The organism is Saccharothrix sp. AJ9571, assembly GCF_021725495.1.
Lineage (GTDB): Bacteria > Actinomycetota > Actinomycetes > Mycobacteriales > Pseudonocardiaceae > Amycolatopsis > Amycolatopsis magusensis.
The window spans coordinates 3,704,987-3,730,237 of record NZ_CP091382.1; the positions used below are offsets into that span (position 1 = coordinate 3,704,987).

At 69.3% G+C, this 25,251-nt stretch carries 21 protein-coding genes and 1 pseudogene; 7 read left to right on the forward strand and 15 right to left on the reverse strand.

All coding sequences use genetic code 11. The features are described 5' to 3' along the window. Nucleotides 1–32 precede the first annotated feature (32 nt). From L3Q67_RS16800 to L3Q67_RS16815, 4 genes are all read right to left on the reverse strand, one after another. Nucleotides 33–371 (reverse strand): hypothetical protein, encoded by a 339-nt coding sequence (locus tag L3Q67_RS16800; protein WP_499190387.1) that lies wholly within the window; start codon nt 369–371, stop codon nt 33–35. Between the two features lie 118 nt (nt 372–489). Next, nucleotides 490–1,704, reverse strand: a complete 1,215-nt coding sequence (locus L3Q67_RS16805) for an acyl-CoA dehydrogenase family protein (protein ID WP_499190388.1) — start codon at nt 1,702–1,704, stop codon at nt 490–492. Between the two features lie 28 nt (nt 1,705–1,732). Next, on the reverse strand, nt 1,733–3,028 hold the full coding sequence (locus L3Q67_RS16810) for an acyl-CoA dehydrogenase family protein (protein ID WP_499191558.1): 1,296 nt from the start codon (nt 3,026–3,028) through the stop codon (nt 1,733–1,735). A 130-nt stretch (nt 3,029–3,158) separates the two neighbouring features. Further along, nucleotides 3,159–4,355 carry a TetR/AcrR family transcriptional regulator gene (locus tag L3Q67_RS16815; protein ID WP_499190389.1) on the reverse strand — a complete coding sequence of 399 codons (1,197 nt, stop codon included), beginning with the start codon at nt 4,353–4,355 and terminating at the stop codon, nt 3,159–3,161. A gap of 139 nt (nt 4,356–4,494) precedes the next feature. On the opposite strand from L3Q67_RS16815, the gene L3Q67_RS16820 reads away from it, so the two are divergent. The 3 genes from L3Q67_RS16820 to L3Q67_RS16830 all read left to right on the forward strand — a co-directional run bounded on the left by L3Q67_RS16820 (nt 4,495) and on the right by L3Q67_RS16830 (nt 9,127). Continuing rightward, nucleotides 4,495–5,706: an acetyl-CoA acetyltransferase gene (locus L3Q67_RS16820; protein ID WP_499190390.1), complete on the forward strand. Its 1,212-nt coding sequence runs from the start codon at nt 4,495–4,497 to the stop codon at nt 5,704–5,706. Between the two features lie 8 nt (nt 5,707–5,714). Next, entirely contained in the window at nt 5,715–7,883 is a 2,169-nt protein-coding gene (locus tag L3Q67_RS16825) for a fatty acid beta-oxidation multifunctional protein (protein WP_499190391.1), read from the forward strand. A gap of 116 nt (nt 7,884–7,999) precedes the next feature. Then, nucleotides 8,000–9,127, forward strand: a complete 1,128-nt coding sequence (locus L3Q67_RS16830) for an alpha/beta hydrolase family protein (RefSeq protein WP_499190392.1) — start codon at nt 8,000–8,002, stop codon at nt 9,125–9,127. A gap of 382 nt (nt 9,128–9,509) precedes the next feature. Here L3Q67_RS16830 and L3Q67_RS16835 read toward each other — a convergent pair. The 7 genes and pseudogenes from L3Q67_RS16835 to L3Q67_RS16865 all read right to left on the reverse strand — a co-directional run. After that, nucleotides 9,510–9,784: pseudogene (locus tag L3Q67_RS16835) on the reverse strand (HD domain-containing protein); the annotation flags it as partial. Nucleotides 9,785–9,866: 82 nt separating this feature from the next. Continuing rightward, entirely contained in the window at nt 9,867–10,202 is a 336-nt protein-coding gene (locus L3Q67_RS16840; RefSeq protein ID WP_499190393.1) for a PP2C family protein-serine/threonine phosphatase, read from the reverse strand. A gap of 28 nt (nt 10,203–10,230) precedes the next feature. Further along, complete coding sequence (locus L3Q67_RS16845; RefSeq protein WP_499190394.1) at nt 10,231–10,599, reverse strand: hypothetical protein; 369 nt, start codon at nt 10,597–10,599, stop codon at nt 10,231–10,233. Between the two features lie 104 nt (nt 10,600–10,703). Then, entirely contained in the window at nt 10,704–12,257 is a 1,554-nt protein-coding gene (locus L3Q67_RS16850; protein WP_499191559.1) for an acetolactate synthase large subunit, read from the reverse strand. Between the two features lie 2 nt (nt 12,258–12,259). Beyond that, complete coding sequence (locus L3Q67_RS16855; protein ID WP_499190395.1) at nt 12,260–13,660, reverse strand: FAD-binding oxidoreductase; 1,401 nt, start codon at nt 13,658–13,660, stop codon at nt 12,260–12,262. A gap of 439 nt (nt 13,661–14,099) precedes the next feature. Next, a complete protein-coding gene (locus L3Q67_RS16860) occupies nt 14,100–14,603 on the reverse strand; it encodes a DUF3830 family protein (RefSeq protein ID WP_423584071.1) in 504 nt (167 codons plus the stop codon). A 12-nt stretch (nt 14,604–14,615) separates the two neighbouring features. Further along, a complete protein-coding gene (locus tag L3Q67_RS16865) occupies nt 14,616–15,872 on the reverse strand; it encodes an aspartate aminotransferase family protein (protein ID WP_499190396.1) in 1,257 nt (418 codons plus the stop codon). A gap of 149 nt (nt 15,873–16,021) precedes the next feature. Between L3Q67_RS16865 and L3Q67_RS16870 the strand changes: the two genes are divergently transcribed. Beyond that, nucleotides 16,022–17,485: an NAD-dependent succinate-semialdehyde dehydrogenase gene (locus L3Q67_RS16870; RefSeq protein WP_499190397.1), complete on the forward strand. Its 1,464-nt coding sequence runs from the start codon at nt 16,022–16,024 to the stop codon at nt 17,483–17,485. After that, nucleotides 17,482–18,540, forward strand: a complete 1,059-nt coding sequence (locus L3Q67_RS16875; protein ID WP_499190398.1) for an isocitrate/isopropylmalate dehydrogenase family protein — start codon at nt 17,482–17,484, stop codon at nt 18,538–18,540. The genes L3Q67_RS16870 and L3Q67_RS16875 overlap by 4 nt, the downstream gene beginning before the upstream one ends. 407 nt (nt 18,541–18,947) lie before the next feature. On the opposite strand, the gene L3Q67_RS16880 is transcribed toward L3Q67_RS16875, so the two are convergent. The 4 genes from L3Q67_RS16880 to L3Q67_RS16895 all read right to left on the reverse strand — a co-directional run bounded on the left by L3Q67_RS16880 (nt 18,948) and on the right by L3Q67_RS16895 (nt 22,732). Further along, nucleotides 18,948–20,432, reverse strand: coding sequence for an apolipoprotein N-acyltransferase (locus L3Q67_RS16880; RefSeq protein ID WP_499190399.1), 1,485 nt, complete (start codon nt 20,430–20,432; stop codon nt 18,948–18,950). A 124-nt stretch (nt 20,433–20,556) separates the two neighbouring features. Continuing rightward, the gene (locus L3Q67_RS16885; protein WP_499190400.1) at nt 20,557–21,225 is read right to left on the reverse strand and encodes a GntR family transcriptional regulator; all 669 of its coding nucleotides are present in this window, start codon (nt 21,223–21,225) and stop codon (nt 20,557–20,559) included. A gap of 1 nt (nt 21,226) precedes the next feature. After that, on the reverse strand, nt 21,227–21,958 hold the full coding sequence (locus L3Q67_RS16890; protein ID WP_499190401.1) for a maleate cis-trans isomerase family protein: 732 nt from the start codon (nt 21,956–21,958) through the stop codon (nt 21,227–21,229). Between the two features lie 45 nt (nt 21,959–22,003). Next, nucleotides 22,004–22,732 carry a maleate cis-trans isomerase family protein gene (locus L3Q67_RS16895; protein ID WP_499190402.1) on the reverse strand — a complete coding sequence of 243 codons (729 nt, stop codon included), beginning with the start codon at nt 22,730–22,732 and terminating at the stop codon, nt 22,004–22,006. A gap of 112 nt (nt 22,733–22,844) precedes the next feature. Here L3Q67_RS16895 and L3Q67_RS16900 point away from each other — a divergent pair, with 112 nt between their 5' ends. Together L3Q67_RS16900 and L3Q67_RS16905 are read left to right on the forward strand one after the other, a co-directional pair. Beyond that, a complete protein-coding gene (locus tag L3Q67_RS16900; RefSeq protein ID WP_499190403.1) occupies nt 22,845–23,825 on the forward strand; it encodes a D-2-hydroxyacid dehydrogenase in 981 nt (326 codons plus the stop codon). Between the two features lie 8 nt (nt 23,826–23,833). After that, entirely contained in the window at nt 23,834–25,243 is a 1,410-nt protein-coding gene (locus L3Q67_RS16905; RefSeq protein WP_499190404.1) for an amidase, read from the forward strand. Nucleotides 25,244–25,251: the final 8 nt, after the last annotated feature.

Here is a 25,251-nt window from a genome sequence, read left to right on the forward strand (position 1 = left end):
GGAGCGCTCGTTTGAGGGTGGTGGGGGATCGGCTAGCTGAAAACGACCGAGCGCAGGAGCAACCGGTCCGAGCCGTGGCCGCCGTTGGCGCGGAGGGAGAAGTAGGCGTCGCTTTCGCAGTCGTCGTCCTTGAACACCACGGCCCGCGAGTCGGTGTTGTTGCGCGGGCGGAACGCGGACACGTCCCAGTCGGCGATCTCCGGGATCTCGATGCACTCGCCGCTCGGCGGGTCGACCAGCGAGCCGACCCGGACGTCCCCGTCCTCGTCGAGGTAGCGGTAACTGAACTCGCCCTCGGCGGCGGAGGCGATGCCGGGAGCCGCGCAGAACAGGACGAGAGCACTGGCGACAGCCAGGAAAGAGGTGCGCATCGGGAGCCTTTCAGCGGTTGGTCAGCACCTCCACAGTGCGCGACCCGCCGCCGCCGATGCGCCCGAGCCACCCGGTCCAGTGACCCAACGCCACCAGACCGGGTAGCGAACGCGGCGGCTACTTCAGCTCGGCCGACGACTTGCCCAGCAACCGGCGCGCCACGATGAGCTGCTGGATCTGCTGCGTCCCTTCGAAAATGTCCAGGATCTTCGCGTCGCGGCTCCACTTTTCCAGCAGTGACTCTTCGGTGTACCCGAGCGCCCCCGCCAGTTCCACGCAGCGCAGCGTGATGTCGACGACCGAGCGCCCCGCCTTCGCCTTGGCCATGGAGGCCTGCAGCGAGTTCGGCTTCCGGTTGTCGGCCATCCAGGCGGATTCCAGGGTCAGCAGGTACGCCGATTCGTAGTCCGACTCCAGTTCCAGGTACGTCGCCGCGGCGGCGTGCTGGTGGTGCGCGGGCTTGTCGTAGTCGACGGTGACGCCTGCTTCGGCCAGGATGCGCGCGGTTTCCTCCAGGGCGGCCCGTGCGACACCGACCGCCATGGCGGCCACCAGTGGACGGGTGTTGTCGAAGGTCTGCATGACCCCCGCGAACCCCTTCTTGGTGTCGATCTCCGGCGTGCCGAGCAGGTTTTCCTTCGGCACGCGGCAGTTGTCGAAGCGCAGCACCGCGGTGTCCGACGCCCGGATACCCAGCTTGTGCTCCAGGCGCACCACCTCGAACCCGGGCGTGCCCTTCTCCACCACGAACGACTTGATCGCCGCGCGGCCCTTGCTCTTGTCCAAAGTGGCCCAGACGACCACGGCGTCGGCCCGCTCGCCGGAGGTCACGAAGATCTTCTCGCCGTTGAGCACGTACGCGTCACCGTCGAGGCGCGCGGTGGTGTTGATCGCCGCCGAGTCCGAGCCGCAGTCCGGCTCGGTGATCGCCATCGCCGCCCAGATCTTGCCGAACCGCGCCAGCTGCTCCTCGTTGGCCACCGACGCGATGGCCGCGTTGCCCAGGCCCTGCCGCGGCATCGACAGCAGCAGGCCCACGTCACCCCAGCACATCTCGATCGTGCCGAGCGCCACGTTCAGGTTGGCGCCGTTGCGGTTGCCGGACTTCTTCTTGTCCGCCTTCTCGTCACGGCGCACACCCGCCGCGCCGGCGCCACCCTCACCGGAGGAGTTCAGCCCGTCCAGCAGCGCGGCGAACATGTCCAATTCGGACGGATAGGCGTGCTCGGCGCGGTCGTACTTGCGCGAGATGGGGCGGAAGACCTCCGCCGCCGCCTGGTAGGCCTGGTTGACCAGTGCGCGCGCCTTGGCCGGGACCTCGAGATTGATCATGATGGGAACCCTTTCCAACCAAGGAGAATCAGAGAAGGACCGAGCCTTCGAGGACACCGGCCGCGCGCAGGTCGCGGTACCAGCGTTCGACCGGGTGCTCCTTGACGAAGCCGTGCCCGCCGAGCAGCTGCACGCCGGCGCTGCCGATCTTCATGCCCTTGTCCGCGGCCAGCCTCCTGGCCAGCGCGACCTCCCGCGCGTACGGCTTGCCCTGCTCGGCGCGCGCCGCCGCGCGCAGGGTGACCAGGCGCAGGCCCTCCAGCTCGATGCCGATGTCGGCGACCTGGAACGCCACGCCCTGCCGGTGGCTGACCGGCTCGCCGAACGCGTGGCGCTCGTTGACGTACGGGATCACGTAGTCCAGCACGGCCTTCGCGGTCCCCGCCGCGAGCGCCGCCCAGCCGAGGCGCGAAAGCCGCACCAGCTCGGCGAAGACCTCCGGCTTCCCGCCGCCGAGCAGGGCCGACGCGGGCAGGGAAACCCCTTCGAGGTGCAGTTTCCCGGTGGCCGCGCCACGCAGGCCCATCGCGGGCTCGCCCTCGATGCTCACCCCGGCGTTCGACGACTCGACGATGAACAGGGCCGGCCCGCGTCCCTCCAGATCCGCCGACACGACGAAGAGTTCGGCCTGCGCGGCCCGTGGGACCAGCGACTTCACCCCGTCCAGCTTGTACCCGTGCGGCGTGCGACGGGCCTTCGTGCTCGGCTTGAACGGGTCGAACAGCGGCGCGCGCTCCTGCAGCGCCAGCGCGGCGGCGGGCACGTTCTCCCCGACGAACGCCGGGAGGTAGGTCGCCTGCTGTTCGGCGTCACCCCAGGACACCAGCGCCGTGCTCACCGCGGACGGGGCCAGCACCGCGACGGCCAGCCCCAGATCGCCGTGCGCGAGCGCCTCGGCGACCAGCGCGCCGGTCACCACCGAGCGTTCGGTGCCGACGCCGCCCAGCTCCTCGGGGATGCCGACCAGCGTCACGCCCAGTTCGGCGGCCCGCGTGAGCAGGCCGTCCGGCGTGGTCAGCTTCGCGTCGGCCTCGGCGGCGGCCGGGCGCAACTGCTCGGCGGCGAAGTCGCGGACGGTCTCCACGATCATCTGCTGCTCTTCGGACGGGGTCAGGTCGAACAGCCCGCTGTCCGGCGCCGACGCCAGCCGCTCGGGTGCGTCGCGCCGCTGGATCGCCTTGAACGAGCGCCCGGCGGCACCGGCTGCCTTGAACCCGCCGCGGGTCGCGGACGAGACCAGTGACTCGATCGGCTTGCGCAGCCCGGCCCGGTCGATGGCCTTGACCCCCGCGAGCTTGGTCAGCGCGGCGAGGCCCAGGCCCATGGCGTCGCGCTTCTTCCCCGGCGTGCCCATGGCCGCCCTCCCGTCATCGCTTACCTACTCGTGAGTAGGTTAACGCGCAGTGGTGGCGAACGCCAGTAACGGGGTCGGATTTGGCATCGTGGAACGAGGTTCAATCCAGGTCGAGCACCGAAATCATCATCTGGTGCAGTTCCGCGGGCAGGTGAGGACGGGCGTTGACACGGCGCGTGCGCGCGAGATCGTTCGCGATGGTCAGCGCGGCGTGCACGGTGATCTTCGCTTCACGCGCGTTCAGCTCCGGGTGTACGGCCGAAAGCAGGTGGACCCATTGGGCCACGTAGTCGCGCTGGACCCGCAGCAGTTCGGCCTGGTCCTGCTCGGGCAGGTTCAGCGGGTCACCGGCGAAGGCGACGGACAGCTCCGCGGATCCGGTCAGCGTGCGCACGTAGGACTCGGCGAGCCGCCGCAGTGCCTCGCGCTCGTCCGGCGGGGCGCTGGTGCGCAACGCGTGCTCGGCGCCCACGGCCAGCCGGTCCGCCGCACGGCGGCAAATCGCGATCACCAGCGCGGACTTCCCGGCGAAGTGCCGGTAGACGCTGGGGCCGCTGATCCCGGCCGCGGCGCCGATCTCCTCCATGCTCACCGCGTGGAAACCGCGCTGGGAGAACAGTTCCGTCGCCGCTGAGAGCAGTTGCTCACGACGGGAGGTCTGGCCGATGCCGGGCGATACGGGCCCAGTCACCGCCTCGGGAGCCGGGGGCAGGTCCGTGTGCAGGACCCGCCGCGCCAGGTCGACCAGCAGCTGCGCGAACCGGCGCTTCGCGACGCTCGTGTGGTGCACCGAGACGCTGCCGAACACGCTCAGTCCGGCCCAGCACAGCAGTTCCGCGTCCTCCGGCGTCAGCTCCGGGCGCCCCAGTTGCAGTGACTTGGCCCACGACGCGAGCACCTCGCCCGAGCGCCGCCGGATCTCGCGGCGGTCGTCCCGGGGCAGGTGCTTGCCTTCCCAGCGCCAGAGCGCGGCGATCTCCCGGCGTTCGACGGCCTGCCCGGCCAGGCAGGTGAGCAAGGTCTCGATCTGCTCCGGGCCGGGCACCGAGCTGTCGGACACCGCCGAGGCCGTCGCGGCCTCCATGTCGTCGATGCCGGAGAGCACCACGTGCGCGAGGATCGCCTGCTTGTCCGCGAAGTGCCGGTACAGCGCCGGTCCGGTGACCCCGGCCGCGGCGGCGATGTCGTTGATGCCCACCCCGTGGTAGCCCCGCGCGCGGAACAGCTCGGCGGCCACTCCGGCGAGCTGGTTCTTGCGATCGCGTGGCCGTTTGCCACGGGCGGGCGTAGGTTCCATAGGTGAACACACTCTAGCGAGTGTCGATTGGCTCGCAACCCATTGACACCCTGGGGTTTGGGGGGACTAAGTTAGTCAGTATTAGCGTTACTGACTAGTACAGTACCCGTGTGAAGTCCCAGTACCGGAGGATTCTGTTGTGAGCAGTGAGGCGTACATCTACGAGGCGCTCCGCACGCCTCGCGGCAAGAACAAGGGCGGTGCGCTGCACGGCACCAAGCCGGTCGACCTGGTGGTCGGCCTGATCAACGAGCTGAAGGTGCGTCACCCCGACCTCGACCCCGCGGTGATCGACGACATCGTGCTCGGCGTGGTCTCGCCGGTCGGTGAGCAGGGCGGGGACATCGCCCGCACCGCCGCGCTGGTGGCAGGCCTGCCCGAGACGGTCGCGGGCGTGCAGCTGAACCGCTTCTGCGCCTCCGGCCTGGAGGCCACGAACATCGCCGCGCAGAAGGTGCGGTCCGGCTGGGACCGCCTGGTGATCGGCGGCGGCGTGGAGTCGATGTCGCGGGTACCGATGGGTTCGGACGGCGGCGCGCTGTTCATGGACCCGGCCACCGCCTACGACAACTACATCGTGCCGCAGGGCATCGGCGCCGACCTGATCGCCACCATGGAGGGCTTCTCGCGCGAGGACGTGGACGCGTTCGCCGTCCGCTCGCAGGAGAAGGCCGAGGCGGCCTGGTCCGGCGGCTACTTCTCGAAGTCGGTCGTGCCGGTCAAGGACATCAACGGCGTGACCATCCTCGACCACGACGAGCACCGCCGCCCCGGCACCTCGGTCGAGGGCCTGGCCAAGCTCAAGCCCGCCTTCGCCGGCATCGGCGACATGGGCGGCTTCGACGCGGTGGCGCTGCAGAAGTACCACTCGGTCGAGCGGATCGACCACGTGCACACCGGCGGCAACTCCTCGGGCATCGTCGACGGCGCCGCGATCGTGCTGGTCGGCGGTGAGGAGATCGGCAAGCAGTACGGCCTGACCCCGCGGGCGCGCATCGTCGCCACCGCCTCGGTCGGTTCCGAGCCGACGATCATGCTGACCGGGCCCACTCCGGCCACCAAGAAGGTGCTGGCCACCGCCGGGCTCACGGTCGACGACATCGACCTGTTCGAGCTCAACGAGGCCTTCGCCTCGGTGGTGCTGAAGTGGATGAAGGACCTGAACCTGCCCGAGGAGAAGGTCAACGTCAACGGCGGCGCCATCGCCATGGGCCACCCGCTGGGCGCCACCGGCGCGATGCTGGTCGGCACCGTGGTGGACGAGCTGGAGCGCCGTCAGGCTCGCCGCGCGCTGGTCACCCTGTGCATCGGCGGCGGCATGGGTGTCGCGACCATCATCGAGCGGGTGTGAGGAAAGAGATGACCGAAGCGAAGACGATCCGCTGGGAAAAGGACGCCGATGGCATCGTCGTGCTCACCCTGGATGACCCGAAGCAGTCGGCGAACACGATGAACGCCGACTTCCGCGAGTCGCTCGGGGTGGTCGTCGACCGCCTGGAAGCGGAGAAGGACTCGATCACCGGCGTGGTGCTCACCTCGGCGAAGAAGACCTTCTTCGCCGGTGGTGACCTCAACGACCTGATCCAGGCCAAGCCGGAGAACGCGGCCGAGATCACCGAGAGCAGCGGGCAGATGAAGGCCCAGATGCGGCGGCTCGAGCAGCTCGGGCGGCCGGTCGTGGCGGCGATCAACGGGGCCGCCCTCGGCGGTGGCCTGGAGCTGGCGCTGTCCACCCACCACCGCATCGCGGCCGACGTGAAGGGCAGCCAGATCGGCCTGCCCGAGGTCACCCTCGGCCTGCTGCCCGGTGGCGGCGGCGTGGTGCGGACCGTGCGGCTGCTGGGCATCCAGAGCGCGCTGCTGAACGTGCTGCTGCAGGGTCAGCGGCACAAGCCGGCGAAGGCGCTGGAACTGGGCCTGGTGCACGAACTGGTGGGCAGCGTCGACGAGCTGCTGCCCAAGGCCAAGGAGTGGATCAAGGCCAACCCCGAGGCCGTGCAGCCGTGGGACGTCAAGGGCTACAAGATCCCGGGCGGCACCCCGTCGAACCCGAAGTTCGCGGCGAACCTGCCCGCGTTCCCGGCCAACCTGCGCAAGCAGATCAAGGGCGCGAACATGCCGGCGCCGCGGGCGATCCTGTCCGCCGCGATCGAGGGCTCGCAGGTCGACTTCGACACCGCGCAGCTGGTCGAGACCCGGTACTTCGTGCACCTGGCGACCGGCCAGGTGGCGAAGAACATGACCAAGGCGTTCTTCTTCGACCTGCAGCACATCAACTCCGGCGGTTCGCGGCCGGACGGGTTCGAGAAGTTCACCGCGAAGAAGGTCGGCGTGCTCGGCGCCGGGATGATGGGCGCGGCGATCGCCTACGTCTCGGCGAAGGCCGGGATCGACGTGGTGCTCAAGGACGTTTCCCAGGAAGCGGCCGAGAAGGGCAAAGGCTACGCGGTCAAGCTGGAGCAGAAGGCGCTCTCGCGGGGCAAGACCACGCAGGAGAAGTCGGACGAGCTGCTCGCGCGCATCAAGCCGACCGGTGACCCGGCCGACTTCGCCGGTGTCGACTTCGTGATCGAGGCCGTCTTCGAGAGCGTCGAGCTGAAGCACAAGGTGTTCGGCGAGATCGAGAGCATCGTCAACCCGGACGCGGTGCTGGGCTCGAACACCTCGACGCTGCCGATCACCTCGCTCGCCGAGGGCGTGCAGCGGACCGAGGACTTCATCGGCATCCACTTCTTCTCACCGGTGGACAAGATGCCGCTGGTCGAGATCATCTGCGGGGAGAAGACCTCGCCGGCGACGCTGGCCAAGGTCTTCGACTACACCCTGCAGATCCGCAAGACCCCGATCGTGGTGAACGACAGCCGCGGCTTCTTCACCTCGCGGGTGATCGGCACGTTCATCAACGAGGCCGTCGCCGCGCTGGGCGAGGGCGTCGAGCCGGCGTCGATCGAGCAGGCCGGCACGCAGGCCGGGTACCCGGCGCCGCCGCTGCAGCTGATGGACGAGCTGACGCTGACCCTGCCGCGCAAGATCCGGCTGGAGACGAAGGCGGCCGTCGAGGCGGAGGGCGGCACCTGGAACGGGCACGCCTCCGAGGCGATCATCGACCGGATGGTGGAGGAGTTCGACCGCAAGGGCCGGTCCTCCGGTGCCGGGTTCTACGAGTACGACGACGAGGGCAAGCGCACCGGGCTGTGGCCGGGCCTGCGCGACGCGTTCAAGTCGGGCACCGGTGACGTCCCGTTCGAGGACCTCAAGGAGCGCATGCTCTTCGCCGAGGCTCTCGAGACGGTGAAGTGCTTCGACGAGGGCGTGCTGACCTCGGTGCAGGACGCGAACATCGGGTCGATCTTCGGCATCGGGTTCCCGGCGTGGACCGGTGGTGTCATCCAGTACATCAACCAGTACGAGGGTGGTCTGGCCGGGTTCGTGGCGCGGTCGCGTGAGCTGGCCGAGCGCTACGGCGACCACTTCCTGCCGCCGGAGTCCCTGGTGGCGAAGGCCGAAAAGGGCGAGATCTACGAGTAGCCCCTGGTAGTCCCCAGTGGCCCTGCCGGTTCGCCGGTAGGGCCACTTTTTTGCGTTCGGGAGGTATGGTTTGGCTATAGTGCTAGGTAGCTAGATAAACAGAGAAAGGGGACTCCATGTTGAGACGTCTGGTGGCCTTGGCCGGGGTGGCGGTGCTCGCGGTCGGCGGGATGCCCGCGTCCGCGGCCACCGATCTGCACCTGCTGAAGCCGACGGGGGTGCTCCCGGTCGGGACGACCACGCTGCACCTGGTGGATTCGTCGCGCCCGGACACCTGGGTGCCGGAGGCGGGGCCGCGCGAGCTGATGGTTTCGCTGCGGTACCCGACTTTCGTGTCGCACGGGCAGCGCGCGCAGTACATGACCCCGCTGGAGTCGGAGCTGCTGCTGAAGGAAGCGGAGATCACGACGCTGCCGTTCGACCTGCTGAGCCGCACGCGGACGCATTCCGTGGCGGGTGCGGCGCCGATGGGCCGGTGGCCGCTCGTGGTGCTTTCGCCGGGCTTCGGCAAACCACGCGCCACGCTGTCCGGTCTGGCCGAGGACTTGGCGAGCCACGGATACGTGGTGGCCGTGGTCGAGCACACCTACGAAAGCGTCGCCACGACCTTCCCGGATGGGCGGGTGACCCAGTGCGTTGCCTGCGAAATAGTGCGCACGCCGGAGAACGTGCACGAGTTCTGGAAGAAGATGCACGATGGCCGGGCGGCTGATGTTTCGTTCGTGATCGACTCGCTACTGGCGGACTACGGACGCTCCATCGACGGCTCGCGCATCGCGATGGCCGGTCATTCGGCGGGCGGCGCGAGCGGCATCCACTCGATGCTCGCGGACCCGCGGATCAAAGCGGGCATCAACATCGACGGCATGCAGGACGGTCCGGCGCAGATCGACCTTTCGCGTCCGTTCCTGTTCCTGGGGCGGGCGGAACAGTACACACCGGGGGTGAGCGAGCAGGCCGGGACGTGGGAAGCGGCGTGGTCGCAGTTGGCTGGGTGGAAGCGATGGCTCGTGGTCGCCGGCGCGGAGCACGGTTCGTTCACGGATGTGGGTTTGCTGGGGGATCAGGCCGGGTTGGACGGTGGTGGGGAGCTCTCCGGTGAACGCACTTCGGTGATTACGCGTCGATATGTTCGGGCGTTCGTTGATGAGCATTTGCGTGGGGTTCCGCAGGTTTTGCTGAACTCGCCTTCTTCGCGGTATCCGGAGGTCGCGTTTTGTTCTCCGGGGGTGGGTTGTGGGTAGGGGAACCACCCCGCTGTTTTAGTGTGACTACGGCGGGGATCGGTTTGTCAAGGCGGGAAAGCGTGCCTTGACAAACCGATCCCCGCCGTGTTTTTGGCTTTGGGTCGAGGTGGAGGGGGGAGTGTGGGCGGACGGCTGGGTTCGGTGCCCGGGTCCCGTTTCTGCTGCCCTCGGTCTTTTGTCGCCGGTCTCCTTTGTCGACCGGGTCCCGTTTCTCTGCCCGGGTCGCCTTTGCTGCCGGGGCCCGGTTCCTCTACTTGGGCAGCTTTGCTGTCCGGGTCACCTTGGCGGTCCCGGGTTACGTTGAGGGACACGAATGTGGCTTTGGGGGCGGAATCCGCCCCCAAAGCCACATTCGTGTCGGTGGTTCGCGAGGCTAACGGTCGCGCCAGTGGAGTGGGGAGATGTTCACGGCGGCTTCGGTGATGGCTCGTGCGTCCGGCTTGTCGAGGTGGGCGCGTGCGGTGTGCGGGAGATCGCCGGTGCGGATCTCCTGGCTGTCGTGCCAGATGGCGAGGTATGCGGTCCGCGCAGGGTCGCCGCCTTCCTCGGCGGCGATCAGTCCGGCCAGCTGCGCGACCGGAGGCTGTGCTCACCGATCGACTCGGGATCCCCGACCCCGGCGTGCCACCAGCCCGCACGCCGCATCCGCTTCATGATCCCCAGCTCATACCCGAACGCGGCCAGCGCCTCGTCGTCGTCAGGCACCTGCACTCCTCATCGATCCGGTGCGCGGGGTTCAGGGGAGGGGTTGCAGGTCTACGACTACGGCGGTGGCGTTGTCGGTGCTGCCCAGGGTGTGGGCGGTGTGCACGAGGTCCGTGGCGGCGGCGTGGGGGTCGTGGGCGGCGGAGAGGAGGGTTTTGACGGCGGGCATGCTGAGCGTCTTGTGCACACCGTCCGTGCACAGCAGGAGACGGCCGCCGCGGACGGGGGTGTAGGCGCGGCCGATGTCCGACTCGCGTGCGGTGCGGACGGAGTCCGTGACGACGTGTTCCATGCGCGCGGAGGGCACCAGGTCCTGCGAGCGCCAGAATTCCGCGAGCGTGTGGTCGACCGTCAGCTGTGACAGCACGCGCCCGTTCCACCGGTACAGGCGGCAGTCACCCACCCAGGCGATGTCGGCCAGCGCCTCTTCCGGGGGCGTTCAGGGGCGGCAGGATGGCCACGATGAGCACGCAGTCCGCCTGCTTCTCGTCGAACTGCGTCCGCAGTTCTTCCTGCGCGGCAAGCAAACCGGCGTACGCCCCGGAACGTGCACCGGCTTCGGCGGCGACTCGGGCCGACAGGCGCGCGGCCCTGGCGGCGAGCAGGTGGTCGCCGACGCCGTCGGCCACCACGAAAGCCGTGCGGCCCGAGACCGCGTCGGTGTGGGTGGCGACCGCGTCGGCGTTGATCGACCGCGGGCCCCGCCTGCTCACCGAATCCGACATCGGGCGATGGCCGAGGGGCAACTGGAGCGTGGTCATCATGGCCGGCCTCCTCACGGTACGTCCGGGCCCCGCCCGGTACACCTCAAGTGAACCCGGCGAAACCGTCAGTTACCGAAGATCTCTCTGAGAAGACCCTGTGAAAATCAGACCAGCGGCGGCACGATCGTGTCGATCAGGTGCGGACCCGGCTCCGCCAGTGCCCACGAGAACGCGTCGGCCAGCTCTTCGGCCGTCGTCGCGCGGCGGGCGGGCACGCCGAGGCCCTCGGCGATCTTCACGAAGTCCATGTCCGGACCGGACAGGTCCAGCAGCTCCTGCGCCTTCGGGCCGGACCCCTCCGCACCCACGCGCTGCAGCTCCATCCGCAGGATCGCGTAGGCGCGGTTGTTCAACAACACCGTGGTGACGTTGGACTTCTCCCGCGCCTGCGTCCACAGCGCCGAAATCGTGTACAGCGCGCTGCCGTCGGACTGCAGGTTGATCACCGGCCGGTCCGGTGCCGCGATCGCCGCGCCGGTGGCCACCGGGATGCCCTGCCCGATCGCGCCACCGGTCAGCGTGAGCACGTCGTGGCGCGGGGCGCCCGCGGTCGCCGCGGGCAGCAGGACGCCGGAGGTGTTGGCCTCGTCGGCGATGATCGCGTTGTCCGGCAGCAGCGCGCCGATCACCTCGACCCAGTTCTGCGGGGTCAGCGGGCCGCTCGGCAGCGCGGGCCGGGTTTCCTCCTGCAGCACGGGTTCGGTGTCCGCGGCGACCACATCGGCGAGGTCCTGCAGCGCACCGACCACGTCCGCGTCCAGCCCGGCCAGCGTGTGCACCTGCGCGCCTCCCGGCACCAGGTCGCTGGCCTTGCCCGGGTAGGCGAAGAACGAAACCGGCGCCTTCGTGCCCGCGATGATCACGTGCTTGACGCCCTGCAGCTGGTACTCCACGTGCTCGGCCAGATAACCGAGCCGCTCGATGGTGGGCAGTCCCGCACCCCGTTCGAGCCGCGCGGGGAAGACCTCGACGAACGGCTTCGCGCCGGTCGCCGCCGCGATCCGGCTCGCCGCCCGCAGCCCGGTCTCCCGGCATGCGGCGCCGCCGATCAGCAGCGCCACCTGCTCACCCGAGCGCAGCACCTCGGCGATCTGCCCGACGGTCGCCTCGTCCACTTCCTTCGGCACGCGGGCGGGCACCGGCGGGCAGGGCTTCCCGCCCTCACCCCAGGAGACGTCCGCGGGCAGGATGAGGTTCGCGATCCGGCCGGGCGCGTCCTGCGCGGCGGCGACCGCGGCCGCGGCGTCGGCACCGACGTCGGCGGTGTGGTCCGAGCGCCGCGTCCAGCCGTTCAGCGTGCCGGTGAGCGCCTCGATGTCGGATTCCAGTGGGGCGTCGTACTTCTTGTGGTCGATGGCGTGGTCGCCGATGACGTTCACGATCGGCGTGTGCGCGCGCTTGGCGTTGTGCAGGTTCGCCAGGCCGTTGGCCAGGCCGGGGCCCAGGTGCAGCAGGGTCGCCGCGGGCCGTCCGGCGATGCGCGCGTAGCCGTCGGCGGCACCGGTCACCGCGCCCTCGAACAGGGCGAGCACCCCGCGCATCTCCGGCACCGAGTCCAGCGCCGCCACGAAGTGCATCTCCGAGGTGCCCGGGTTGGCGAAGCACACGTCCACCCCCGCCTCGACGAGGGTGCGGATGAGGGACTGCGCGCCGTTCATGCTCACTGTGACTCCTGGTCGAAGAGAACCCCGGGGTTGAGGATGCCCAGGGGGTCGAAGGACTGCTTGATCCGGCGCATCAGCTCGATCTTCGCCGGGTCCTCCAGCTCGAGGAAGTGCGTCTTCTTGGCGTGGCCGATGCCGTGCTCACCGGAGATCGAACCGCCGACGGCCATGCCTGCCGCGAAGATCTCATGCAGCAGCGCGCGGCGCTTCGCCGGGTCCTTCTGGAAGATTCCCAAGTGGACGTTGCCGTCCCCGGCGTGCCCGCAGCCGACCGCGCCGGACTCGGCGGCGAGGGCCAGTTCGCGCACCTTGGTCAGGAAGGCGGGCATCTCCGCCCGCGGGATCACCACGTCGATCACGTCGTCCGCGCCGACCGACTTCGCCGTCCAGAACGCGTTCTCCCGCGCTTCGATCAGCTTGCGCGCGGACGGCCCCTCCAGCACGTACACGTCCGTGGCACCCAGTTCGGCGAGCAGTTCGCCGAGGGTCTGGATGTCCTCGTCCAGCCGGTCGTGGTCGCGGTTTTCCAGCGCCACCACCAGGTACGCCTGCGAGGCGTCCCTGACCTCGTCCGGCACGCCGAGCGCCAACTGTTCTTTGTAGACGATCGCGGCCATGGTCAGGTTGTCGATGTATTCCAGGATGTGCGGGTCCAGCCCGCTGGAAATGATCTTCGGCACCGCGCGCATCACCTGGCCGAGGTCGCCGAACGGGGCGAGCACGGTGGCGCCGTGGGGCAGGCGCGGGTGCAGTCGCACGATCACCTCGGTGGCCAGCGCGAGCGTGCCCTCCGAGCCGATGATCAGCTGGGTGAGGTCGTAGCCGGTGGAGGTCTTGGAGGTCTTGCCGCCGGTGCGGATCAGTTCACCGCTGGGGAGCGCGGCTTGCAGGCCGAGCACGTTGTGCCGGGTGACGCCGTACTTCACCGCGCGCATGCCGCCCGCGTTCGTGCCGACGTTGCCGCCGATGCTCGCGCTCAGCTCGCCGGGGTAGACGGTGTAGGACAGCCCGGCCGCGGCGGTCTTTTCGTCCAGTTGGGCCAGGGTGACGCCGGGCTGCACCACGGCGACGTGGTTGTCGGCGTCGATCTCGAGCACCTGGTTCATCCGCTCGAAGGAGATGAGCAGGCCGTCCGGCCGCGGACGCGCCGCGCCGGACAGGCCGCTGCCCGAGCCGCGGGCGGTCACCGGGACCCGGTGCTCGACGGCGGCCTTGAGCAGTTCCGCGGTTTCCTCGGCGGTGGCCGGTTTGGCCACGTAGCGGGGTTTCTGCGGCTCCACGGTGAGGCATTCGTCGTGGGCGTAGTCCTCGCCCACGGCCTCCCCGGTGAGCACGTTGGCTTGGCCGACGATGTCGGTGAGGCGTTGCTCGAAACCCCCGGGACCGCTGTCGTTCATGACGGTGTCGACCGTCCTCTCACCTCTGCGCCGAGACCTGGCTACCGCAGGGTAGTACGGGCCGGACGAATCCCGCTATGAAACCTTTTCACGTTTGGGGTGGGTGGTTTAGGGCCGCCCCGGTTTTTTTATTGTGACTACGGCGAAGACCTCGATGTCAAGGCGGGAGAGATGCCTTGACATCGAGGTCTTCGCCGTGTTTTTGGCTGTGGACCGGGGCGGGGTGGGGGTCTGGGCGGGTCCTTTGGTGGGGTGCCCGGGCGGCGGTTGCTCTGGTGACATCGCGGGGGTGCGAGTGTGTGGTTCGGCTACCTGAGTGTGTGGTTCGGGTGCCTGGGTGTGTGGTTCGGGTGCGCGAGTGTGTGGTTCGGGTGTTGGGGTGTGCGACTCGCCCGGGGTGGGGGTGTTCCGGGGCGAGTCGTGTCCGTACTTGGGTGGCTTAGGTCTCTGCGCGGGCGAAGGAGAGAGTTTCGCCTTCGACGCCGCGGAGCCAGAGGTCCTGTGCGGCCGCGGCGATCTCGGGCAGGCCCTCCTCGATCGTGGCGAACACGTTGCCGGGCACCCAGCCGGCGTCGCCGTTGATCAGCAGGTTGTTGCGGCCGTAGAAGATCGCGAGGTCGGTGGCGCCCTGGTCGCTGTGGGCCTCGCTGCCCTCGTCGTAGCCGTACGCCGGGTTGCCGATTTCCCACGCCTCGAAGCCGAAGTACACGACGTCACCCGGGATCGGGGTGACGGTCGGGTTCTCCCGGCCCGGCTTGGGCTGGGCGAACGGCGGCACGAGCGTGTAGACCTCGTTGCGCGCGTACTTCGCGTGGTAGGCCGAACCGCTCTGCGGCAGCGCGTTCCACACCGCTTCGCAGGTGCGCGGGGCTTCGGCGTCGAGCAGCCGGGCGCGGCAGGAAACGCCGCGCTTGTCCAGCGTGATGGTGATGTAGCGGGCCAACGAAGATTCTCCTCAGCTCTTGGTGACGGTGTCGACGACCTCGGCCCAGATGCCCAGCGCCTCGTCGACCTGCTCGGCGGTGACCACCAGCGGCGGGATCATCCGGACCACGTTCATCCAGGCACCGCAGGTGAGCAGCAGCAGCCCGCGCTCGGTGGCGGCCTTCTGCGCGGCCTGCGCGGTGACCGTGTCCGGCTCGCCGTCCGCGGTGGTGAACTCCGAGCCGACCAGCAGCCCGAGTCCCCGCACGTCGCCGATCGCCGGGGTCTTGTCCCCGATCAGCCGGGCGCCGTCGAGCAGCTGCGTGCCGCGCTCGGCGGCGTTGGCGACCAGGCCCTCTTCGGCGATCACGTCGAGCGTGGCGCAGGCCGCCGCGCACGAAACCGCGTTGCCGCCGTAGGTGCCGCCCTGCGAACCCGGCCACGCCTTCGCCATCAGCTCCTGCGACGCGGCGATGCCGGACAGCGGGAAGCCGCTGGCCAGGCCCTTCGCGATCAGCACGATGTCCGGGCGGACGTCGAAGTGGTCGTGGCCCCAGAACTTGCCGGTGCGGCCGAACCCGGTCTGCACCTCGTCGAGCACCAGCAGGATGCCGTGCTTGTCGGCGCGCTCGCGCAGCCCGGCCATGAACTCGGTGTTCGCCGGCACGTAACCGCCCTCGCCGAGCACCGGCTCGACGAAGAAGGCGGCGACCTCGTTCGGCGCGGTGATCGTGGCGAACAGGTAGTCCAGCTCACGCAGCGCGAACTTCGTCGCGGTCCGCTCGTCCCAGCCGTAGTGGTAGGCGTACGGGAACGGCGCCACGTGCACGCCCGACATCAACGGCGAGAAGCCCGCGCTGAACCGCGTGCCCGACGTGGTCATCGACGCGGCGGCGACGGTCCGGCCGTGGAAACCGCCCTGGAACACGATCACGTTCGGCCGCCCGGTCGCCTGGCGCGACAGCCGGAGCGCGGCTTCCACCGCTTCACTGCCGGAGTTCGAGAAGAACAGCGAGTCCAAACCGGACGGCAGCACGCCGCCGAGGCGCTCGGTCAGTTCGAGCAGCGGCTTGTGCATCACGGTGGTGTACTGCCCGTGGATCAGCTTGCCGATCTGCTCCTGCGCCGCCGCGACCACCCTGGGGTGGCAGTGGCCGGTGCTGGTCACCCCGATGCCCGCGGTGAAGTCCAGGAACCGCCTGCCTTCGCTGTCGAACAGGCAGGTGCCCTCGCCGTGGTCCACGACGACCGGGGTGGCCTGCTTGAGCAGGGGGGAGAGCTGGGCCATGGCAGCGGTGCTCCTTTGGACGAAGGTTGCGTGCGCGGCCGGTCGGGTAGCCGATCGGGTGCACACCGAGGATCTCTTGTCGATTGTTGACAATATGCATAGCATGGCCCTCGGACCGGGCGCAATGAACGCGGACAGGAGCGGTAGTGATGGGCGAGATCAGCGAGGCCGGGGTCGTCGACACGGTCGCGAAGGAACTTTTCATCGGCGGCAAGTGGACCGCCGCGGAAGGTGGCCGGACCTTCCCGGTGCTCGATCCGTCCACGGGTGAAGCGCTGTGCGAGGTGGCCGACGCCTCGCCGGCGGACGGCATGGCGGCGCTCGAAGCGGCGACGGCCGCGCAGGCCGAGTGGGCGAAGACGGCACCGCGCGAGCGCGGCGAGATCCTGCGCCGGGCCTACCAGGCGCTGGTGGACCGCACCGAGGAACTCGCGCTGCTGATGACACTGGAGATGGGCAAGCCGCTGGCCGAGTCGCGGGGCGAGATCGCCTACGCCGCGGAGTTCTTCCGCTGGTTCGCCGAGGAGGCGGTCCGGATCGGGGGCGACTATTCGGTGGCGCCCAACGGATCCGGCCGATTCCTGGTGGCCAAGCAGCCGGTCGGGGTGTCGCTGCTGATCACCCCGTGGAACTTCCCGATGGCGATGGGCACGCGCAAGATCGGCCCGGCGGTGGCGGCCGGCTGCACGATGATCATCAAGCCCGCCGCGCAGACGCCGCTGTCGATGCTGGCGCTGGCCGACATCCTGGCCGAGGCCGGGCTGCCCGAAGGCGTGCTGAACGTGCTGACCACCAGCGACTCCGGTGGCGTGATGGAGCCGCTGATCCGCGACGGCCGCGCGCGCAAGCTGTCCTTCACCGGGTCCACCGCGGTCGGCCGGAAGTTGCTGGAGCAGTGCGCCGACAAGGTGCTGCGGACCTCGATGGAACTGGGCGGCAACGCGCCGTTCATCGTCTTCGACGACGCCGACCTCGATGCCGCGCTCGAAGGCGCGATGCTGGCGAAGATGCGCAACATCGGCGAGGCGTGCACCGCGGCCAACCGGATCTACGTGCAGAAGGGCGTCGCCGCCGAGTTCGCCCGCCGCCTGACCGAGAAGATGTCCGCGCTGCCGATGGGCCGCGGCACCGAGGACGGCGTGGTGGTCGGCCCGCTGATCGACCGGGCCGCGGTGGACAAGGTCAGCGGCCTGGTCCGCGACGCCGTCGAGCGCGGTGCCAAGGTGCTCACCGGTGGGGCCACTGTGGACGGTCCGGGGAACTTCTACCAGGCCACCGTGCTCACCGAAGTACCGCTGGACGCGGAAATGGCCACCGAGGAGATCTTCGGCCCGGTGGCGCCCATCTACATCTTCGACACCGAGGACGAGGTGCTCGCCGCGGCCAACGACACGGAATACGGCCTGGTCAGCTACCTCTACACCAGCGACATCAAGCGGGCGCTGCGGGTTTCCGAGCGGCTCGAGTCCGGCATGGTCGGGCTGAACCAGGGCCTGGTGTCGAACCCGGCCGCGCCGTTCGGCGGCATCAAGGCGTCCGGGCTGGGCCGCGAGGGCGGCAAGTTCGGCATCGACGAGTTCCTGGAGACCAAGTACATCGCGGTGAGCCTGTGACCGAGTACAAGATCGCGAGCATCCCCGGCGACGGCATCGGCGTCGACGTCACCATCGAGGCGCGCAAGGTGCTCGACCGCGCGGCGAGCCTGAACGGGTTCTCCTTGCGGTGGACCGAATTCGACTGGAGCTGTGAACGGTTCGCCGAGACCGGGCGGATGATGCCGGAGGACGGGGTTTCGCAGCTGTCCGCCTTCGACGGGATCTTCCTGGGCGCGGTCGGCTTTCCCGGGGTACCGGACCACGTTTCGCTGTGGGGCCTGCTGATCCCGCTGCGTCGGGCGTTCGCGCAGTACGTGAACCTGCGGCCGGTGCGGTTGCTGCCGGGGACCACCTCGGCGCTGGCCGGGCGGTCGGCGGACGAGCTGGAGATGGTGATCGTCCGGGAGAACTCCGAGGGCGAGTACTCCCAGCTGGGCGGGCGGCACAACACCGGGCAGCCGGGGGAGTTCGTGCTGCAGGAGTCGGTGTTCACCAGGGTCGGCGTGGAGCGGATAATCCGGTACGCCTTCGAGCTGGCGAAGACCCGCACCGGGCGGGTGTGCTCGGCGACCAAGTCGAACGGGCTCATCCACTCGATGCCGTACTGGGACGAGATCTTCGCGGAGATCGCCGCCGAGTATCCGGATGTCCACAGTGAACAGTGCCATGTGGACGCACTGGCGGCGCGGATGGTGCAGCAGCCGGACCGGCTGGACGTGGTGGTCGCGTCCAACCTGTTCGGCGACATCCTCAGCGACCTGGCCGCGGCGGTGACCGGCGGGCTGGGCATGGCGCCGTCGGGCAACATCAACCCGCCGGGCGACCACCCGTCGATGTTCGAAGCGGTGCACGGCAGCGCACCGGACATCGCCGGCCAGGGCATCGCCAACCCGGTCGCCCAGGTGCTCGCCGGCGCGATGATGCTCGACCACCTCGGCGAGCCAGGCGCGGCGCGTGCCATCAACTCGGCCGTCGAAAAGGTACTCGCCGACGGCTCGGTAGCCACCCCGGACCTCGGCGGCAACTCCACCACCACCGACCTGGGCACCGCCATCACCAATGCCCTGACCTGACCGGGCTCTGACACGAATGTGGCTTTGGGGCCGATTCCGCCCCCAAAGCCACATTCGTGTCCCACCCGTCCAACGCGGAACTCACCTTCCCGAACGTGGCACTCGCGCGCCTGAACGTGGAGTTCGCCTGCCCCAACGTGGGACTCGCGCTCCCGAGTGTGGGACTCGGCTGCCTGAACGTGGAACTCGCCCGAAGCCCCCGCCCCCGCGAGTCCCACACTCAGGCAGCCGAACTCCACGTTCAGGAGGCCGAACTCCACACTCAGGTAGGCGAGTCCCACGTTCAGAAAGCTGAGTTCAACGTTCGGGGAGCCGAGTTCGACACTTGGGGCGGGCCCGGGCGAGGGGGAGTGCCCAGACCTCCCCTTCCATCCCGGTCCGAAGCCAAAACCCTCGCCGTAGTCACACTAAGAAACCGGGGTGGTGCCCACTGCTGCTGGGGTCCGGCGCAAAGCGGCAGCGGTGAGAACCAAAACCCCACCCAGGCACAGCCACGCGAAGACATCGCCGACTGAGCTGTAGACGGTGGCGGTACGAGCCTGGAGGGGGAGGTTCGCCACGAGGGTCTGCTGATCGGTGCGGAACCAGTCGGTCTCGGCGAGTACCCGGCCTTGCGCGTCCACGGCGGTGGACAGGCCGTGTGCCGAATCGCGCAGCATCGAGTAGCCGTATTCGACGTTGCGGAAGACGGCCTTTTCCGCGTGCAACTCGGAGAACTCGGCCCAGTCGTTGGCGGGGACCAGCAGCAGGTCCGCGCCCTTGTCCGCGGCTTGGCGCATGAGGTGCGGGAAGTCGGCGTCGTAGCAGATGGCGCCGGCGATCCGGCCGTACGGGGTGTCCACTGTGGGCAGATCACCGGGGCCGGGGGTCATCGGCTCCATGGGCGTCGGCTCGCTCTTGTCGTAGGTCCAGGCGACCTGGCCTTCGGGGGTGATCATGGTGCTGACGTTGCGGATGTTGGGTGCCTCGCCGGTGTACAGGGCGTAGGCGATGTTGATGTACGCGCCGGTTTCCCTGGCGATCACGGCGGTGCGGTCGAGCAGGTCGCGGTGGTCGCGTTCGAGGACACGGGCGTGGGTTTCCGGCCACAGCACGATCTTCGCGCCCGCCTTGGCCTGGGTGCGGGTCTGCTCGAGCAGGTCGTCGGTGACCGGGGCGAAGGCCGCGCTGGTGGCTCGCGGATCGGCGGCCACGACGTCCGCGGCTCGCCAGTACTTGAGGTCCATTGAGGACTGAGCGTCCGAGGAAAGCTGGTCGGCGGCACGGGCCGGGCTCACCGCTGCGACGCGCACGGACTGCTCGGTGGGCGCGGAGAAGACGAGCCGGGCGCCACCTGCGGCGAACACGGCCGCGAGCACGACGCCGTAGACCACGAACTTGCGCGCGTTGCGCGTTTCCCACGCCCACACGGCCGTCGAAGCGAACCAGCCGATGAGGAACGTGATGCCGTAGACACCGGTGACCGAGGCGAGTTGCAGGAGCGGGAGGTTGGCGTGCTGGGTGGAGCCGAGCGCGCCGAAGTCGCCGAAGCGGATGAGCACCGGGAACAGGTATTCGGCGGCGGCGAGCACGGTCGGGAAGACGAGGGTGCCGAGGAAGCCGGGCAGCCGCGGGGTGAGCAGCCGGTGCGCGACGAACGCGAGCCACTGGAGCAGCGTGAGCCCGGCGAAGGCGAGCAGCGCCTCGGGGACGAAGAGCAGTGAGGTCGCGGCGAGCCAGACGACCATGCCGATCGCGAGTGCGCCGAGCACTTTGAGCAGCCCGCGGCGCGCGGTGAACAGGAGCAGCGGGATGGCGAACAGCCACGCCGCGAGGGGACTGGCCCAGTTGGTGTGCACGGTCAGGACGAGCAGGGCCACTCCGGACCACCAGAGCCACTTCGATTCGGTCACCAGGCAACGGTACGAAGCGGGACCGGGGCGCCACAGTGCCCGAAGGACGCCACCCACCCCCGACTTTCGTCAGGTACCGGGTGCCGTGAAGGTGGCTTTCACAGCACCCGACATCGCGCCAAGGTCAGTGCAGCGAGGTGCCGGGCAGGAGGCGTTGGATGGCGTCTTCCATGTGTACTTCCAGCAGCTTCAGCACGGCCTCTTCGTCACCCGCGCGGATGGCCTTGATGAGCTGGTTGTGCTCGTCCACCCGTTCCTCGACCCGCTGGTAGGTCTGCTGCAGCATCGACAGGCACATCCGCGTCTCGATCAGCAGGGTCTGCGTCATCCGCATGAGCCGGCGGCTGCCGGATTCGGCGACGAGCACCTCGTGGAAGCGCAGGTCCGCGTCCGACAGGGCGGTCGGGTCGTCGTCGCTGGCGGCGGCCTCCATCGCGTGCACGATCTCGTCGAGTGCGGCGGCCGCCTTCTCCCGGTCACCACGCATGATGCGGATGGCCGCGGCCCGTTCGATCGCGGTCCGCGCGACGTAGATGTCGTACACGTCGTCCGGCTCGAGGTCGATCACGAACAGCCCGCGGTGTCGTTCGCTGCGCAGCAGGCCCTCCGACACCAGCCGCTGCATCGCCTCCCGCAGCGGCCCGCGCGAGACCTGGAACCGCGAAGCCAGTTCCGTCTCACCCAGCTGCGTGCCGGGTGGCAGCGCGCCGTTCATGATCGCGTCGCGGAGCTGCCGCGCGATGATGCCCGCGGTGGACTCCCGGCTCACCGGTTCGATGTCGGCCAGCGGCATGTCAATTTCCCTCGTCCCGGACCGTTCTCGTGAACAGAGCTCCCAGCTCGCCGGACGTCACCGAGACGCCGGCCTGCCGGAGACCTTCCCAGATGGTCACCTGGTTCGCGGTGAGAACCGGCTTTCCGAGCCGGTTTTCGATGGCTTCGAGCACGCCGAGCGTGCGCATCGCGGTGTCGGGCACCAGCACGGCGTCGGCGTCCGGGTGGTCGTGAGCCACCGCCAGCTCGACCACCGCCTCCGGGCTCAGTTCGCCGACCTCGGCCGCGGTGTCGATGCCCGCGCTCGACATGGTCAGCATTTCGACCCCGCCCGCGCCGAGGAACTCGACGAACAGCCGCGCCACGTCGTCGGGGTAGCTGGCGGCGACCGCCACCTTCCGCACGCCGAGCGCCTTGGCCGCCTCGACGAACGCGAAGGAGGTGCTGGTCGACGGCACCCCGGCGGCTTCGGCGAGCTGCTCGGCCTGCTTGCGCGCGCCTTCCCAGCCGTAGACGAAGCTGCCGCTCGTGCACGCCCAGACCACCGCGTCCGGCTTGTGCTCGGCCAGCAGCGCGGCGCCTTCCTTGAGGCGTTCGGGACTGCCGAGGTCGAGCAACTCCGGCACGGCGTGCAGATCGGTGCCGTAGATGTGCTCGACCGGCAGCTGGAACCCCGCGCCGAGGAGGCGTTCGGCCAGCGGGTAGTCGTCTTCGGCCGCGTGGTCCGGGTAGATGAAGCCGATCGTGGGCAAGCTCGAACACCTCCTGCAGATTGTCGACAATCCTAACGAACGACCCTAGGTCACGTCACGCAACCACTTCCCCGGCCCGACGATCGGCAGGTTCATCCGCTTCAGGCAGGCCCACATGGTGAGCTGGTTGGCGGTCAGCACCGGCTTGCCGAGCGCCGCCTCCAGCGGCTCGATCAGGTCGAAGGTCGGCAGGTTCGTGCAGCTGACGAACACCGCCTCGGCCTCGGAGTGGTCGGCGGCGAGGATGCGTTCGGCGATGGTCCGGTAGCTCACCTTCCAGATGCCGCCGCCGAGCCCGAGGTGGTCACTGGACACCGTTTCCACGTCCAGTTCGGCCAGGAATTCGTGCAGCTTCCCGGTCAGGTCCTCGTCGTACGGCGTCAGCACCGAGACTTTGTGCAGGTCGAGTCCTTGCAGCACCTCGGCGAGCGCGCCGGAGGTGGTGATGGCGTCGGGCGCGCCGGCGTCGCAGATCGCCTTGCACAGCGAACGCTCGTAGTGGATGCCGTTGACGAAGCTGCCCGACGTGCACAGGTACGCGACCACCTCTGGTTCCACGTGAAGCACGTCACGGGTGGCGGCGGCCAGGTGCCTGCTGTCGCTGACCAGTTGCGCCATCTCCATGCTCACCGGCACGGGTTCGTACGGCGTGCGTGCCAGGTGGAGGGACACCTCCATCGGGACCCAGCGCCACAATTCGCGTTCCAGTGCGAGGTCGAAGGGAGCGATCACGCCGATGCCCCGCTGGGCGAGCGGGCCGTCGAACACGGGCATTTCGAAATCCAAGGCCAAGCCTCCGCGGTGACGTCTTGGGGAATGCAGAGAGCCTCCGGGGTGGCTCCTCGGATTGTTGACAATCATACGACCGGTCCATACCGTGTCAACGGTGATCGGCACGGAATCCCCGGTGTTGGCGGTGCTGTGCGGCGACCGGCACCCCCCGGACATGGACAGCATCGAGCATCTGGCCGCGGTGCGTTATACCGGCGAGGCTGGTTTAAAGAAGGCGTTACACGGCGCTGACATCCTGTTCGTCTACGACTTCCTGTCCACCGCCGTGCCCGGCGCGTGGGAGGCGGCGGACCGGTTGAAGTGGTTGCACATCGCCAGCGCGGGCGTCGATCCGGTGTTGTTCCCCGGCCTGCGCGAGAGCGACGTCGTGCTGACGAACTCGCGCGGGGTCTTCGACGACGCCATCGCCGAGTACGTCCTCGGAGTGGTGCTCGCCTTCGCCAAGGACTTCGCCCGCTCGCGCCAGTTGCAACAGGAACGCACCTGGCTGCACCGCGAGACCGAGCGGATCGCCGGCCGTCGTGCGCTGGTGGTCGGCACCGGCCCGATCGGACGGTCGATCGCGCGCCTGCTGCGGGCCGCGGGGCTGGACGTGGCCGGCGCCGGACGCACGGCGCGCGACGCCGATCCCGACTTCGGCGTGGTGCGCCCGTCGGCCGAGCTGACCGATTACCTGGGCGAATACGACTACGTGGTCGCGGTGGCCCCGCTGACCGAGCAGACCAAGGGCATGTTCGACGCACGCGCCTTCGCCGCGATGAAGCCCGGTTCGCGGTTCATCAACGTGGGGCGGGGCGAACTGGTGGTCACCGAAGACCTGATCGCGGCACTGCGGGACGGTCGCCCGGCCGGTGCGGCGCTGGACGTGTTCGACACCGAGCCGCTGCCCACTGATAGTCCACTGTGGACCATGGAAAATGTGCTGATCTCCCCGCACATGTCCGGCGATTTCCTCGGCTGGCGCTCTACCCTGGTCGAGGTGTTCGCCGGGAACTTCGAGCGGTGGCGGACCGGGCAGCCGCTTCGTAATGTCGTGGACAAGCGTCTGGGCTACGTGCCGTCAGGCAGCAACTGAGGAGGACCATGAACGAGTCGGGGACCCTGCTGACGGCCAGTGAGCTCGTCGCGGCCTACGGGTCCGGCGAGCTGTCGCCGGTGGAGGCGACGCAAGCCTCCCTCGACGCGATCTCCGAGCGCGACGGTGAGCTCAACGCCTACTGCCTCGTCGACCGCGATTCCGCGCTGGAGCAGGCGAAACTGGCCGAGCAGCGGTGGCGCGACGGCAATCCGATCGGCTGGCTGGACGGGGTGCCGACCTCGGTCAAGGACATGTTCCTCAGCCAGGGCTGGCCGACGCAGCGGGGTTCGCGCTGCATCGACCCGGCCGGGCCGTGGGAGGTCGACAGCCCGGTCACCGCGCGCCTGCGCGAGCACGGATTGGTGCTGCTGGGCAAGACGACCACGCCCGAGCTGGGCTGGAAGGCCGTCACCGACAACACGCTGAACGGCATCACGCGCAACCCGTGGAACCCCGAGCTGACCGCGGGGGGTTCGAGCGGGGGCAGCGCGGCGGCCGTCGCGGCGGGCATGGGTGAGCTGTCGGTGGGCACCGACGGCGGTGGTTCGGTGCGGATCCCGGCTTCCTTCTGCGGGATCGTCGGGTTCAAGCCGACGCACGGGCGCATCCCGCTGTTCCCGGCGAGCCCGTTCGGGCCGCTGGGGCACGCCGGTCCGATGGCCCGGTCGGTGGACGACGTGGCGTTGCTGCTCGATGTGCTCGCGCTGCCGGACCACCGGGACCCGTCGGCGCTCCCGCCGCCGGTCAGCTCCTACCGCGAGGCCGTGCGGCGGGACGTGCGCGGGGTGAACGCCGCGTACTCGGCGAACCTGGGTTACGTGGACGTCGATCCGGAGATCTCGCGGATCGTGCTGTCCGTGGTGGCCGCGCTGGACGAGGCGGGGCTGCGGGTCGAGGAGACGGACCCGGGGTTCACGGATCCGCTGGACGCCTTCGACGTGCTGTGGTCCACGGGTGCGGCGAAGTGGCTGGACACCTTCCCCGAGGGGTCGGCGGAGCTGATCGACCAGGGGCTGCGCAAGGTCTGGGAGCACGGGCACACCTTCTCGGCGAGCGACTACCTCGAAGCGAGCGCGGTGCGGGCCGCGCTGGGCATCCACATGGGCGAGTTCCACCTGCGCCACGACGTGCTGATCACGCCGATGATGCCGATCTCACCGTTCGAAGCCGGGCACGACGTGCCGCCGGGCAGCGAATACCGGAGCTGGCCGGAGTGGACGCGGTTCACCTACCCGTTCAACCTGACGCAGCAGCCGGCGATCAGCGTGCCGATCGGGTTCACCGCGGCGGGGTTGCCGGTGGGGCTGCAGATCGTCGGGCCGCGGCACTCGGACGACCTGGTGCTGGCGGTGGCGAAGCTGGTCGAAGAGGTCAAGCCGTGGGCCACGGACCGCCCGGCGGCACCGCGGCGCTGACACCGCCC

What these genes read in the sequence shown, in the direction of transcription:
- L3Q67_RS16905 (WP_499190404.1), top strand. Translation starts at nt 23,834, where the DNA reads ATGAACGAGTCGGGGACCCTGCTGACGGCCAGTGAGCTCGTCGCGGCC.
- L3Q67_RS16815 (WP_499190389.1), bottom strand. Translation starts at nt 4,355, where the DNA reads ATGGAACCTACGCCCGCCCGTGGCAAACGGCCACGCGATCGCAAGAAC.
- L3Q67_RS16825 (WP_499190391.1), top strand. Translation starts at nt 5,715, where the DNA reads ATGACCGAAGCGAAGACGATCCGCTGGGAAAAGGACGCCGATGGCATC.
- L3Q67_RS16865 (WP_499190396.1), bottom strand. Translation starts at nt 15,872, where the DNA reads ATGGCCCAGCTCTCCCCCCTGCTCAAGCAGGCCACCCCGGTCGTCGTG.
- L3Q67_RS16870 (WP_499190397.1), top strand. Translation starts at nt 16,022, where the DNA reads ATGGGCGAGATCAGCGAGGCCGGGGTCGTCGACACGGTCGCGAAGGAA.
- L3Q67_RS16895 (WP_499190402.1), bottom strand. Translation starts at nt 22,732, where the DNA reads ATGCCCGTGTTCGACGGCCCGCTCGCCCAGCGGGGCATCGGCGTGATC.
- L3Q67_RS16830 (WP_499190392.1), top strand. Translation starts at nt 8,000, where the DNA reads ATGTTGAGACGTCTGGTGGCCTTGGCCGGGGTGGCGGTGCTCGCGGTC.
- L3Q67_RS16850 (WP_499191559.1), bottom strand. Translation starts at nt 12,257, where the DNA reads ATGAACGGCGCGCAGTCCCTCATCCGCACCCTCGTCGAGGCGGGGGTG.
- L3Q67_RS16800 (WP_499190387.1), bottom strand. Translation starts at nt 371, where the DNA reads ATGCGCACCTCTTTCCTGGCTGTCGCCAGTGCTCTCGTCCTGTTCTGC.
- L3Q67_RS16810 (WP_499191558.1), bottom strand. Translation starts at nt 3,028, where the DNA reads ATGGGCCTGGGCCTCGCCGCGCTGACCAAGCTCGCGGGGGTCAAGGCC.
- L3Q67_RS16805 (WP_499190388.1), bottom strand. Translation starts at nt 1,704, where the DNA reads ATGATCAATCTCGAGGTCCCGGCCAAGGCGCGCGCACTGGTCAACCAG.
- L3Q67_RS16845 (WP_499190394.1), bottom strand. Translation starts at nt 10,599, where the DNA reads ATGATGACCACGCTCCAGTTGCCCCTCGGCCATCGCCCGATGTCGGAT.
- L3Q67_RS16855 (WP_499190395.1), bottom strand. Translation starts at nt 13,660, where the DNA reads ATGAACGACAGCGGTCCCGGGGGTTTCGAGCAACGCCTCACCGACATC.
- L3Q67_RS16885 (WP_499190400.1), bottom strand. Translation starts at nt 21,225, where the DNA reads ATGCCGCTGGCCGACATCGAACCGGTGAGCCGGGAGTCCACCGCGGGC.